Source organism: Vibrio sp. SCSIO 43009 (genome assembly GCF_023716525.1).
GTDB lineage: Bacteria > Pseudomonadota > Gammaproteobacteria > Enterobacterales > Vibrionaceae > Vibrio > Vibrio alginolyticus.
Genome location: NZ_CP071843.1, coordinates 1,407,321 through 1,420,540, shown reverse-complemented (window position 1 = coordinate 1,420,540; position 13,220 = coordinate 1,407,321). Strand labels below are relative to the sequence as shown.

Sequence of the window (13,220 nt, the reverse complement as noted above, 5' to 3'; positions counted from 1 at the left end):
CGCATGTTTTCCCTGTTTACTCGTCTATATGTGGGGTTAGTAACTGGCCTTGCGCTGACTGTTGCTTTGTTTCTCTTTATGGGGGAAGAGTACATGCGCAAAACAGAAGTCGGTGTTTTTTTGAACGATGGTGCTTATTTTGTCGATCAATACATTGAGCAACGAGGCACTCCGGATTCTCTCTACAAGAAGTTAACCGAAAACGGCAAGCAAGATTTCTTTATCTTTGATTTAACATTGGTTGAAAACTGGGACGGATCACCACCTTGTCGAGATTGTAATCTGCTGTACCGTATGCAAGGGATACCTGTTTATCTTATTGACGGCAGTACCTATGCTGCGGTATTCCCTTTGCCTAACACTTCGAAGAGTTTAGTTTTCAAAGAAAAAACGGATTTCTTTAGCCCACACGTTGATTGGAATGAAGATTCTGAGATTGTATTTATACTTACTCTACTTTTGGTTGTTGTATGCAGTTTAGGCATTATGGTTTACATACCTGTACGACGTCTTGACCGCCAAATTCGGCAACTAACGGCTGCGCAACAACAATTTGGTTCTGGTGAGTTGAATACGCGAGTCGAGCTAAAGCAATTTTCGCAACCCGTGAAAGAGCTCGCCCAAGGCTTCAACTGCATGTCTGAAGAGATTGAGAGACGAGTGCGCCAAACACACATCTTTACTCAAGCTATTCCTCATGAAGTGCGCACTCCGCTGAGTCGTATTCAGCTAGCGACGGATTTAGCTCGACGCACGAGTGGTGAAATGCAGGCAGAGTTACATGACGATATTGAACGATACGTTGATGTCGTGACGGATTTAACGTCCGACATTGTCATGCTGTCTCGCTTGAGTGTGAAAAACCACTCATGGATCGATTCTGTTGAAACCATGGAACTGCCACTTTGGTGTAAAAGCCGCATGAATTACCTAGGCTTAGAGTCCGCCATGTTGAGAGCAGAAAATAAACTCGCGAACCAATTGATTCACTTTCAGCCTACTTTGGGTAACCTTGTCCTCGATAATTTACTGCAAAACGCCAAGCGTTATGGTGAGTCCTGCGTTGAGGTGACGATTCGAACGGTAGCGGATTGCTGGAGCATCGATATTGAGGACGATGGTCCGGGCATCCCTGAGGCAATGCGAGAAGAAGTATTTATGCCATTTTCGCGCTTAGACAAAAGCCGCAACGCCGACATGAAAGGCTTTGGTTTAGGGCTTGCCATCGCTACCAGTGCAGCGCGGCAACTGGGGTGGGAGCTTTCTGTCGGCGAGAGTCACTTAGGCGGCGCACGTTTTACGGTGCTTATTCCTGCCAACGGTTAGAGTAGGCACTGCGGTAGTCTGGCTCTGCGATACCTTCATACAAATCGTCACAAGCTTGCAGTGGACCTACGACGGTTCGGTAGGGTAGGACACCTGCCCAAACAGGGATGTCCATGTCTTCCGCATCGTCGTTGACGCCAAAATTGCTGATTTTCACTGATGCCTCCGTGAGCGGGATACGCAGTAGCATGGTGGCTTTGAGTTCTTTTTCATTACTCAAACGGACTTGTTCTGTTCTCCCCGGAGCGATCTGTTCAATAAAGTGATTCAGCAACCTGTCTTTCTCTTGGTTATCTTCCACCACCTCAAACTGGCCAAAGGCCACAGCACTGCGATAATGCGCACTGTGGTGAAACGCACTTCGAGCCAATACCCAACCATCAAACAAAGTAAAGGTTAAGCACGTTTGCACTCCTTGTTTGAGTGAGCGTAACAGTCGACTGTTGTTGGCACCATGGATATACACGTAATCATCGACACGCCATGCCAGCATAGGGATGACCACAGGGCCTGACTCGTTGGTTATCGCAATATGAGCGATTAGGCTTTCATCTATGATGGCGTGCAGTTTGCTAACATCAGAGACGGCTTTATGTGCGCCTTTCTTAATTTCCGTTCTATTGGTGTTGGATAGCATTTTCTCTCCTTGTTTGCTCACGATTACGAGCGATTGATCCTCATTCTTTGATTGCAATGTAGCGTTTAACTGGTAGCTTAAAGAGAGCCACTTTTAACTAATGGATGGATCCAGTTTGTCTTTGATTGATATCGGTGACCTGCATTTAAAAGACAGTGATGGAACGCGTCAGCAAGCGTTGTTTTTTGCTATTCGCAAGAAAATTGTTCAAGGACTGTGGATGAAGAATGGGAAGCTGCCTTCTACGCGGAAGCTTTCACAAGAGCTTAATCTAAGTAGGAATACCGTGATTTCTGCCTACGAACAGTTAGTGGCGGAAGGGTACTTGAACAGCCAAAAAGGTTCTGGTTTTTATGTTGCCGTAGAACTGCCAGAGCAGTACTTGCCTGAACCTAGTTCAGTTCAGAGAGACTCATCACCGAAAGCTCACTTTGATATCAACCGCGCATTTGCACCGGGTGTACCGGATTTGGACGCATTTCCGATGGCGCAATGGCAAAAGTTACTCACTCGCCATATGTCTCGTACTTGCTTGCTGGGTAATCAAGATATTCAGGGTAGTTGGGCATTGCGCTGTGCTTTAGCTGACTACCTCGCATCAAGCCGTTCAGTGAATTGTTCTCCAGAGCGCATTATTATTACCTCCGGGGCGCAGCAAGCGTTGTCAATTGCGACGATGGTAGTGCTCAAACAAGGTGATAAGGTTCTGATGGAGCAACCAGGTTACGCGCAAATGCGGAAGTTGATTCAGTTCCAAAACTATCAATTTGAGCCTTTGTTCGTAAGAGAGAAATTAGGTTTTGATGTGGAAGCGGTGACCTCAAGCGATGCCGATGCGCTGTATATTACACCAAGTAATCAATATCCGATGGGCACCACACTCAATACCGAGCAAAGAGGAAAGATCATCAACTGGGCGGTCGAACAATCAAGTTGGATCATCGAGGACGATTATGACAGCGAATTTCAGTTTGCTCATCGTCCCTATACCAGTTTACAGGGGCTAGCAGCTCAAATGGGTCGAGATGATCGCGTGTTGTATGTGGGTTCCTTCAGTAAAGTGATGTTTAACGGATTGCGGCTTGGCTACCTTGTAGTTCCTGAACGTTTAGTAGAGCAATGCTTAGTGGTTAAGGACGCGTTAACTGGTGATTCGCCGACGCATACACAAGAAGCATTGGCAGATTTTATTACTGAAGGTGGGTTATTACGTCATATTCGAAAAATGCGTCGACTGTACAAAACTAAGCATGAACAGATGCATGTATCCATTCAACAGTATTTTGGCGACCGTGTTTGCGTCGTTAGCCAAGCGGCGGGGCTTCATATTACGTTGAAATGGCAAGACGGTATGGATGAGCAGCGTTTTACAAAACTGGCAGAGCATGAAGGGATCATCTTGCGACCTTTGAGCTATTATGAACACCCAGATTTTCAAGCACGTCACTGGCATGGTGCCGTGCTTGGTTACGGCAATATCGCGTTAGAGAACATAGACGCTGGTATCCAACGTTTAGCTCACATATTTCGAAATGGGAAGCGATGACTATTCAGCTACACGTGTTTGTCGCTTATGTCGCCACTGTTTCCAAGGCAGTAAAAGTAGAGTAAAAATGCCAAGTGCATAAAACATTGACCAGCCTAAACATATAAAAACACCGGTACAAAGCAGTAGGGACAGTCCCGCAAGTGTTTTACCAAATCCTCGAAGCAATTTAAAAGCGGCTAACATCGCCAACATGTAAACCAGAACGAATACACTGTTTGCGAGTTTTAGGAAAAACTCCAGATCGAGCTGTGATAGGGTTCCTATCACACAAGATATCAATAATATGCCGCCAACTAATATGGTGGCTGAGAAAGGGACACCGCGACGTGAAATCTTGGCTAGTGGACTAGAAGGACGATGTTCACGAGCTTGAGCCCAGACCATTCGCGCTAGGCTCTGTGTGTATAAGTTAACGCTCGCGAAACAAGCGGAGAAACCTATCAAGCTGATTATCCATTTGGCTCCATCGCCTAGTAGTTGGGCACTAAGCCAGGGGATGGATGCGTTATCAAATTGAGCGTTACCATACGCGCCAAATTTTAAAATAACGACAGAGCATGCCCAATAGGTAGCCCCTGCTACAAAACAACCGACCACAATGGCAATAGGGAAATCTCTTTGAGGGTTTTTGAACTCTTCCCCCATATGGGCAAAAGCCTCTATGCCAACAAAACACCAGAACATCACGCCTAACGCTGCGGTAATAGGCCAAATTGACTCTTGTGTGATGGCGGGCATCACAAGATCGGCGCTGTTAACGTCGCCTTTCCATAAAAATGCGCCAACAAGTGCGAAGACACTCAAAGCAATAAGAGTTTGTAAATGACCTGATGATTTTGTGCCCATCAAGTTGACGAACACAAGAAGTACTACCGTGAGAACTTGTGCAAACAGATTGTTGCTAATAGGCTCTGGCAATATTTGTTGTAGAAAGCCTGCGGCGAGTGCAATCGCGGCCGGAACCCCTACCGGAATGACACTAACAAATAGCCAAGCGACACTACTTTCCAGCTTGGCGTTAAAGGCTTTGCGTACAAAAAAGGCTGTTCCGCCCGCGTTGGGGTATCGTTTACCCAGTTGAGCAAAAGTCAGCGCAATAGGACAAATCGCGATGAACAATAAAATCCAAGCCCATAGTGAAAAATGGCCAGCTATACCTGCTGCGATAGCCGGGATCATAAACAGCCCCGTTCCCATTAATGTGGTGGATAACTGTGCGATACCTGATGTGAGTGAAATGTCTTTTTTGAGCTCTTCCATGCGAATTGATTCATCCAATGTTATGAGGCTTATTACGAAAAAGCTTGTGGCTTCTGGTTATTTCGTTTTATGTGTTTAAGCGATGCTATTTATGTGCTGAGTACTTAAGTTGGGAATTTGATTTCAATGTGTTATCTATTTTCTGTTGAAATGGATAACAGCACTCATCTCATGCCCGCCAAATAGCATATCCAAAATGTTAATAACAAAATGATTTACTAAACCGTCAATATGACGGTTGTTTTAAATAATTCCAACAAAATGTTGGTTTCTTATGCAGTTAGAATCGGTATAGAATGAGAAAAATAAGGAAAGCTTGGTAACGGTATGGACAAGTTTGATCATAAGATTGTGGATCTGCTCAGGCACAACGCTCGGCTGTCGGTGACTGAAATTGCGGATAAAGTAAACCTTTCTCGTTCTGCGGTAACGGCCCGTATTCGCAAGCTAGAGCATGACAAAGTGATTCTAGGGTATCACGCTGAAATTGCGCCTTCGGGTGGGGATTCGATTTGCGCCTATTTTGCCTTAAAGTTCGATAAATCAACCTCTACGTATTATTGCGAATCATACGCGGACGAGTTATACAAAATTGATGGCGTAAAATGGTGTCATGCGATCAGCGGTGAGACGGACATGATGGTTTTTGTCGAAGTGCCTACTATGGCTCGCTTGAATGAAATCAGAGATCAAATTCAACGATATCCAGAGCTTCGAAACCTGATGACTCATACCGTCTTAGCTGAATTCTTTAACACGACTGGGAACCTGTTTGTGAAGTGACCATGAATGGATGCCATGTTGAAAACCCTTCTGAGCGAATATGTTAAACAACATTAATTTGCATCTACTTAGATCCTTGCATGTACTTTTAGAGGAGTGTCATGTCAGCCGGACCGCAGACCGTTTGCACATTACGCAGTCTGCCGTCAGTCGACAGCTTGCACAATTGCGCGATCTGTGTGGTGACCCACTGCTTATTCGTCAAGGTAATCAACTGATACCAACGCCACGAGCAATAGCGTTAAAATCAAAGCTTGATGCATTACTGGCTGAGTTTGACCATTTACTCGATGACCAACCTTTTGAGCCGCGGCAGTGGCAAGGTGAGCTTGTTATTGCTTCTAGTGACTACGTGGCGCAATACGTATTGCCCGATATTGCCTCTCACTTGGGTGAACAAGCGCCACAGTTAGATATGGCGTACCGACTGTGGCAACCCAACTTTCTTGATAAACTTCATGAGACGGGCATCCATATCGCGTCTTCTATGTATCCAGAAAAACCACAGAGTGTGTCGAGCGTTAAAATTGGTGAGGATTCATCAGTTTGTTTGATGAAATCTTCTCATCCGTTAGCAAAGCAGGACCAGATCAGTATTGAAGACTTGATTTCATATTCACACATCAAAGTGACTGGCGGCGGAGACAAAGATTCCTACACTGATTTAGCATTGAAAGAGCTAGGGCACACCCGCCACGTTACCTTTAAGGTTCCATTCTTCTCTGCCGCGATCAATCGCTTAGTTGCAAGTGAGCACCTGATGGTGGCTCCTGAACATATTGCCGTTAACCTCGCTAAGCATTGGGACTTAACCCATAAAGCATTACCACTCGAAACACCTATTCATCAATATTGGTTAATGTGGCACCCCAAATACGACACGGATCCTGCGCATAAATGGGTGCGAGAAGAGATTCGCTCAGTAATGCAAATCTCTGAATATTCCATTCGCTAATACGTACACCGTTTAGCTATGACTTGAAGTCATGATTAGTATGAATAACTTTGATTTCTAATTATACCTCTTCCGTTGATAGAGTGAGCTTCAAAGAGGGGAGATTCTTATGACACTAACAGTTTGGTTATCACTTTTTACCGTGTGTTTATTAGGGGCTATGTCACCAGGTCCCAGCTTAGCTATTGTCGCTAAGCACTCGTTGGCTGGTGGACGTATCCATGGATTAGCTACGGCTTGGGCTCATGCGTTTGGCATTGGTATATATGCGTTTATTACCTTGATTGGTCTCGCTGTTGTTTTGCAGCAAAGCCCGATGCTGTTCAAGACGATTAGCCTTGTGGGTGCGGCATATCTTGCGTATTTAGGGTTTAATGCTTTGCGTTCAAAAGGTGGTGTGGCTGCGAAGTTGGAGTCAGGTGAGGAAACAACGGTAATCCAGTCTGCGCGAGAAGGCTTTTTTATCTCGATTTTAAGTCCCAAAATTGCTTTGTTTTTTATCGCATTATTCAGTCAGTTTGTCGCGCTCGGTAATGATTTGAGTAATCAGATGATCATTGTTGCCACGCCGTTTGTTGTGGATGGGCTTTGGTACACCTTTATTACCCTAGTGCTATCGAGCTCTAAAGTCGTTGACAGAATTCGCTCTAAGGCAGTGTTGATTGATCGTTTGTCAGGGGTAGTACTCATGCTGCTGGCTCTTAGAGTGGTCGTAACGGTATAGACAAGCTCGCAAGACAGAAATACTAAAAGCAGCCCGTGTGGCTGCTTTTTTGTCTACTCTCAGTAACCCTTACACAATTTACGTAATTCTGACGCTAAACGTTGCTAAAATTAATATTATCAATAGTGTTACTTTGGTTCATATTCTCATTTGCTGTGAAAGCTACTTTCCAACGCATTGTTATAATGAGAACGATAGCCACTTAACGTTAATACTAACAGTGTCGCATATTAAGTCGAGAGTGCTTTATTGGATAAAAACGGACTTTCCTCTTACTTACCCTATGAAAGGGGTAGAGACTCCATGACCGTTTAGAAGGTGAGAGCAATATGCAAAGAATAGTAGATTTAGCTCCAGTAGTAATTTTGACCAGTGTTTGCAGCGTTGCTTGGATATTCTTTTCAACAAAGAGCATTTGGGTGTTTTTTGAACTGTTTGTATTTACGATGCTTGGCTTTGGCCTTTTGTACGGGTTACTACAAAAGGCTGATCCTAAACACTTTGACTTTGTTTTAAACCACATCGATGAAATTAAGAAGGAAGGCAAAGATGCTTGCCTAAGCGGCGCTCCGAAAGAATCCAACCCATACTCTGGTGTCGATGGTGATTTATGGGAGGCTGGTTACACAGCCTCCTACAACAAAAAGATAAAGCAATAAACCGCTAGGTGTTTATTCAATATTGTGCTTTTCAAAAAAGCACCCTGCCATTTTAAGGACAGGGTGAAAGCAAGAAGTTTCTCAGGAGCGGTCGGGGGAGAGAAACTCATCTAAATCTTATTTACTTACCGGCGAACCTCTTCAAATTCACCTTCAATCGCATCTGCTTTACCTGTATTAAATTCATATTCTTCGTGCATTTCTCTCTGCATTTTCTTGACGCGATTTTCAATACGCTTGCCGGTAATTAATGCTGCGATGGTCAACGGAATCGCAATGATCAAGCTAAATACTAACGTAAAAAAGCCGGTAATCAGTGCTAGTGCAGTTACAATAATCCGATTCATAATCATGACCTCTCTGTAATTTATGTGCTCAGATTAATGCTGTGAACATGAACAAAACATGAATGCTGACGTTCACTTTGTCCGGAGAGTGTCAAATGAATGAAACGAAAAAACGCCTGAGGGTGATCAGGCGTATAAACGGGGAAAAATATTAGTAATGCGCATGGCGCTTATTATTTAGAACAAATATGAGATATTGTCCGCTACGCTATGTGGTTAACGTTGTGGAGCAAAGTTCACCTATCGAGGGAATGTTTGGTAACGAACACCCATCATTTGTTCCATACAGTGCACAACTTGGCAGCTGTAACCGAATTCGTTGTCGTACCAGATGTAAAGTACACAACGCTTGTCTTGTGCGATAGTCGCTTGACCATCTACGACGCCTGCATGGCGAGAGCCAACTAAGTCAGTTGATACAATTTCTGTTGAATCGGTGTAGTCAATCTGTGCCGAAAGCTCAGAGTTCAACGCCATTTCACGCAAGTAATCGTTCAGTGAATCACGGTCTACGTCTTCACCTAAGTTTAGATTAGCGACTGCCATAGAAACGTTTGGTGTCGGTACGCGAATCGCGTTGCCTGTTAGCTTGCCTGCAAGCTCTGGCAATGCTTTAGCAACTGCTTTTGCCGCACCTGTTGAAGTCAGAACCATGTTTAGTGAAGCACTACGTCCGCGACGGTCACCAGAGTGGAAGTTGTCGATCAAATTTTGGTCGTTTGTGTATGAGTGCACGGTTTCAATATGGCCAGAAAGAACACCATATTTATCGTTCAGAGCCTTAAGGACTGGCGTGATTGCATTTGTTGTACAGCTTGCCGCAGAGATGATGGTGTCATCTTCTTTAATTACCGACTCATTTACACCGAATACAACGTTTTTGATGTCACCTTTACCTGGTGCTGTTAGCAGTACTTTCTCTGCGCCTTGACACGCTAAGTGTTGGCTCAGGCCTTCAGAATCACGCCAAACACCTGTGTTATCAACAACTAGCGCGTTATTGATACCGAAAGCTGAATAGTCTACTTCGCTTGGGTTATTTGCGTAGATAATTTGGATGTAGTTGCCGTTAACGATCAGTGCTTTACGCTCTTCATCGATAACAATACTACCGTTGAACTGGCCGTGAACTGAGTCACGACGCAGCAGGCTAGCACGCTTCTCCAAATCGCCTTTTTTACCGCCACGAACCACAATCGCACGTAGTCTTAGTGGGTAACCTGGACCACTTTTCTCAATGAGAAGGCGAGTAAGTAGTCGACCAATGCGACCGAACCCGTAAAGAACCACATCACGCGCTTTCAATGAAGAATCTGCGTCGCGAGCGCCATCAAGTGCAGTGATAAGGAAATCGTTTAGAGAGCTTGTATCGTCATGTTCATTCCAGTACATAGTTGCCAATTGGCCAACATCGACACGGCATGAAGAAATGCTCATTTCACAAAGCGCTTGAATAATAGGCATCGTGTGCTCAAGCGAAAGTGGGTTACCGGTATAACGTCTTGCAACGCGATGAGTTTTGAGAATGTCTATAGTAGTAGCATTAATAAGCGTTTTACCAAACAGAACCACTTCGATTCCTTTTTGACGATATAGCTTACCAATTAGAGGGGAAATAGATTCAGCAATCGTTTGGCTAGTTTGCCAGTCTTGGAGATATTTCTCTGGACTCATTGTTGTATTAGACCTTTCACGTTTTGGGGGCTAACCATACTCTCTGCTGTTGCCTCTTCGGCAGCGTGCAAGAGTGTGGTGGGTTATGTAATCGGGTTGTAATAGTTATGTGTGCGGATTCTAAGGTCGGAGTCCTTATTCTGCTAGGAAAATTAAATCCAGTGTAAAACACTACTTAAGGGGACGTTAGTGGTGGATTAATGTGACTAAAGCAGTGGTTTTCACGTATTGACATTTAGAAAGTAACTTACTTTTTTTGCGATGATAACGTTTGCTTTCAAATTATTTTTGTTGACAAAAATGGATATTTTGCATTTTTGTGTGATTTAACTCGATAAGGCAACTCAATAGGTAAACATACAATAGATGATTTCCTGAAAAGTGATGCGACTCTTAGTTGTGAGTGAAACTTTATTGTTTGCATCCAACTTTAAGATCAAAAAATATGACTTGAATCACAATTGCCACTTCATTAGCCGATGATAAAACACTCACAATAACCATAATCTAGGTAGGTGAATGTTGTTTGAAAGTAACAATGTCGTATATGCCTTTCAATGCAAGAAACTAGTCTAATATTAAATAAACGGATGAAATCAACCATTAGGCTGATGGATGTTGAGATTATCAATAAAAACACGCTTAGCACTCCTCGCACTATTACCCGCTGTGGTAATAGTGGTGTTTGCAGTTCAGCAGTTTTCTGATAATGCGTTGCGCGTGAGCCGTCTCAATCAAACGGTTAGCAATATTCAAGGTTTCCAATTGATATCCAAGGCCTCCCACTTTATTTACTCCATAGAGAAAGTACGCCGACAGCCTGATCTTCAAGTCTCTGCAGCCATTAATATTGAAGAACAAGGTGAAGTTATTTCTTCTTTGCATCAAAAGTTTGTGAGTAACCCTAATACTGCTGAGTATGCTGATGAACTGAAAGAAGCCATGCTGGGGGTATTGTCAGGTAGATTGAGTGAGATGGACGACCTGGGTGATTGGGCATTTCAACAGCTCCAAAATATGTCGCGCTCTTTGTTGCAAAATCATCAATGGTATGGCAGTGACGATGGCATTCGCATGCAAAATTTTATTGCCTACCTTGCTCAGCTCTCTTTTTGGACACAGAAAGAAGCTTGGCTGACGAACCGTTTAGTCCAAGACCCTAAGAGTCGGCTAAGTCAAAGTATGTTTTATCAGGCGATTGACAGACAGCAGCAAAATTTGGATGCGTTTTTAAACTTAGGTGGGTCATACGAGCAAGTGGATAAATTGCTTGGCTTGTTTACTTCGCCGAGATATCAGAGAAACTTGGCGTCTCGCGGACAATTAATGTCAGGAGACATGTCACAAAGTGACTACGCCGCGTATTTAAAAGAACTCGATTTTCGTGTGCAGCGCTTACAAGTGCTCATTGATGGGTTCACCAAACAAACTGAGCAGTCGCTTCTCACGCAGGTTCATGAACAAAAGGCCAATATAGCGATGATCAGTTTTGGCGTCGCCTTAGTGGTTATCCTGCTTTGTTGGCTCGGATTTAGTACTTGGTTCCGAGTTAACAGCAAACTCGATGCGATCATTCATACTTTAAACGCGTTGATCAACTCCGAAGAGAAGCAAACAAAAGTCAAAGTTGATGGAAGTGATGAACTGACCATTTTTGCTCAGCAAGTGAATCGAGTGGTTGAAGAAATGCAGAGACAAACTGAAGAAATACTGCATGCAAAAGAGTCAGCAGTGTCGGCTAATCGTGCAAAATCTGTGTTTCTTGCCAACATGTCACATGAAATCCGCACGCCCCTTAACGGGATCATGGGCATGACAGAAATACTCTCTCAAAGTGAGTTGTCTTCGCATCAACAAGAAGTTGTTGATGACATTGACTCATCATCTCAAACGCTGCTTACTTTACTTAACGATATATTGGATCTCTCTAAAATCGAGTCTGGACGATTGGAGCTGTCACTAGTAGAAGCGGATATCCGAGAAGTCGTGTATCAGTCGATGATTTTATTCCAATCCAAAGCAACATCTAAACAGCTAAAGTTAGGTATTAATTTAGCTGAAAATATCCCCATTCGCGTGATGGTCGATGATCATCGTGTCAAACAGGTAGTTACGAATCTGGTATCGAATGCGGTTAAGTTTACCGAAAGTGGGCATGTATGCGTTGATGTTAGTTATGAAGAGTTACCTGAGAAAGAACGTGGAGTGCTGACGTTTAAAGTAGAAGATACCGGAATAGGCATTGATCAAGATAAGTTAACCACGATTTTTGAACCCTTTACTCAGGAAGATGAAGGAGTGTCGAGGCAATTTGGCGGCACAGGGTTGGGTTTGGCAATTTGTTGTCAGCTTGTGTCGATGATGGGGGGCAAGCTCGTAGCAACATCTACAAAAGGGGTGGGCACATGCTTTGAATTCTCGATTGAGGTTGAAGCAATTCCGGTGTTTGGCTGGCGTTCTGAGGTGATTAATAAAGGGCTTTTGATCTGCTCAAATTACGACTACGCCGACCAAGTATTAAAAGAGTGTCGCTTAGCGAAAATCAATCTCTTTGGTGTTAATAATGTGAATGAAGTGCAAGCGATAAATGATGACTTTGATGTCATATTTCTGTGCCACAGTAACGACGCTAATACCGATGAAATCTTGGATAATCTATCATTTAATTACGATCTTCGCCGTGTGATTATTTGCCAGCATCATTTATCCACTCCCTACGAAAATGCAGAAAAAGTACATGCCGTACTCACATTACCTTTCCTTGGCAATCGATTTAAGCATGTCATTGATGATTTAGCTAAGGTTGAAAAGACTATATCAAGTGACAATGTCACCAATAATGTTGTCAGCTCTGAATATCGAGCGTCGCGCTCTCATCGGAGGATCTTAATTGCGGAGGATAACTTGATGAACCAGAAAATAGCGAGTTTCTTTCTGGATAAAGCAGGTTATGACTATTTGATAACAAGCAACGGTCAAGAAGCGTTAGAAGCCATCACAAAGGGAGAAGAATTCGATGCAATTTTAATGGACTGCATGATGCCCGTGATGGATGGACTGACCGCGACGAAAGAAATTCGTCGTTGGGAAAAGAAAGCAGGACGTGAAAAAACGATGATTATCGCACTCACTGCGAGTGTTTTGGAAGAAGACATCCACAACTGTTTTGCGGCAGGCATGGATGCTTATTTACCTAAGCCGTATAAATCGAACCAGTTGTTTGAGCTCTTTAGTGAATTAAAACTCGCCTAGCTAACATTTCAACTTAGACAAGGTGTCAAAACGATTAAGCCCCATTTCAGGGGC

11 protein-coding genes are annotated in these 13,220 nt (G+C 43.7%); 7 read left to right on the top strand and 4 right to left on the bottom strand.

The features are described from left to right. The first annotated feature begins 3 nt into the window (after positions 1–3). Positions 4–1,326: an ATP-binding protein gene (locus J4N43_RS21785; RefSeq protein ID WP_158159476.1), complete on the top strand. Its 1,323-nt coding sequence runs from the start codon at positions 4–6 to the stop codon at positions 1,324–1,326. Here J4N43_RS21785 and J4N43_RS21780 read toward each other — a convergent pair. Further along, positions 1,307–1,963 (bottom strand): pyridoxamine 5'-phosphate oxidase family protein, encoded by a 657-nt coding sequence (locus J4N43_RS21780; RefSeq protein ID WP_158159477.1) that lies wholly within the window; start codon positions 1,961–1,963, stop codon positions 1,307–1,309. The two genes, J4N43_RS21785 and J4N43_RS21780, sit on opposite strands and share 20 nt — an antisense overlap. Before the next feature lie 100 nt (positions 1,964–2,063). Here J4N43_RS21780 and pdxR point away from each other — a divergent pair, with 100 nt between their 5' ends. After that, entirely contained in the window at positions 2,064–3,509 is a 1,446-nt protein-coding gene (gene pdxR / locus J4N43_RS21775; protein WP_158159478.1) for a MocR-like pyridoxine biosynthesis transcription factor PdxR, read from the top strand. On the opposite strand, the gene yjeH is transcribed toward pdxR, so the two are convergent. Then, positions 3,510–4,772 carry an L-methionine/branched-chain amino acid transporter gene (yjeH, locus tag J4N43_RS21770; RefSeq protein ID WP_158159479.1) on the bottom strand — a complete coding sequence of 421 codons (1,263 nt, stop codon included), beginning with the start codon at positions 4,770–4,772 and terminating at the stop codon, positions 3,510–3,512. It abuts the gene before it with no gap. 327 nt (positions 4,773–5,099) lie between these two features. Here yjeH and J4N43_RS21765 point away from each other — a divergent pair, with 327 nt between their 5' ends. From J4N43_RS21765 to J4N43_RS21750, 4 genes are all read left to right on the top strand, one after another. Beyond that, a complete protein-coding gene (locus J4N43_RS21765) occupies positions 5,100–5,555 on the top strand; it encodes an Lrp/AsnC family transcriptional regulator (protein WP_005373615.1) in 456 nt (151 codons plus the stop codon). A 40-nt stretch (positions 5,556–5,595) separates the two neighbouring features. Beyond that, positions 5,596–6,510 (top strand): LysR family transcriptional regulator, encoded by a 915-nt coding sequence (locus J4N43_RS21760; RefSeq protein WP_158159480.1) that lies wholly within the window; start codon positions 5,596–5,598, stop codon positions 6,508–6,510. A 109-nt stretch (positions 6,511–6,619) separates the two neighbouring features. Continuing rightward, positions 6,620–7,234: a LysE family translocator gene (locus tag J4N43_RS21755; RefSeq protein WP_017819876.1), complete on the top strand. Its 615-nt coding sequence runs from the start codon at positions 6,620–6,622 to the stop codon at positions 7,232–7,234. 329 nt (positions 7,235–7,563) lie between these two features. Further along, entirely contained in the window at positions 7,564–7,893 is a 330-nt protein-coding gene (locus J4N43_RS21750; protein ID WP_005373609.1) for a hypothetical protein, read from the top strand. A gap of 125 nt (positions 7,894–8,018) precedes the next feature. On the opposite strand, the gene J4N43_RS21745 is transcribed toward J4N43_RS21750, so the two are convergent. Beyond that, positions 8,019–8,240 carry a hypothetical protein gene (locus tag J4N43_RS21745; protein ID WP_021035939.1) on the bottom strand — a complete coding sequence of 74 codons (222 nt, stop codon included), beginning with the start codon at positions 8,238–8,240 and terminating at the stop codon, positions 8,019–8,021. Between the two features lie 240 nt (positions 8,241–8,480). Further along, on the bottom strand, positions 8,481–9,914 hold the full coding sequence (locus J4N43_RS21740) for a glyceraldehyde-3-phosphate dehydrogenase (RefSeq protein ID WP_005373606.1): 1,434 nt from the start codon (positions 9,912–9,914) through the stop codon (positions 8,481–8,483). Between the two features lie 615 nt (positions 9,915–10,529). Here J4N43_RS21740 and J4N43_RS21735 point away from each other — a divergent pair. Further along, positions 10,530–13,166 carry a hybrid sensor histidine kinase/response regulator gene (locus J4N43_RS21735; protein WP_158159481.1) on the top strand — a complete coding sequence of 879 codons (2,637 nt, stop codon included), beginning with the start codon at positions 10,530–10,532 and terminating at the stop codon, positions 13,164–13,166. Positions 13,167–13,220 lie beyond the last annotated feature (54 nt).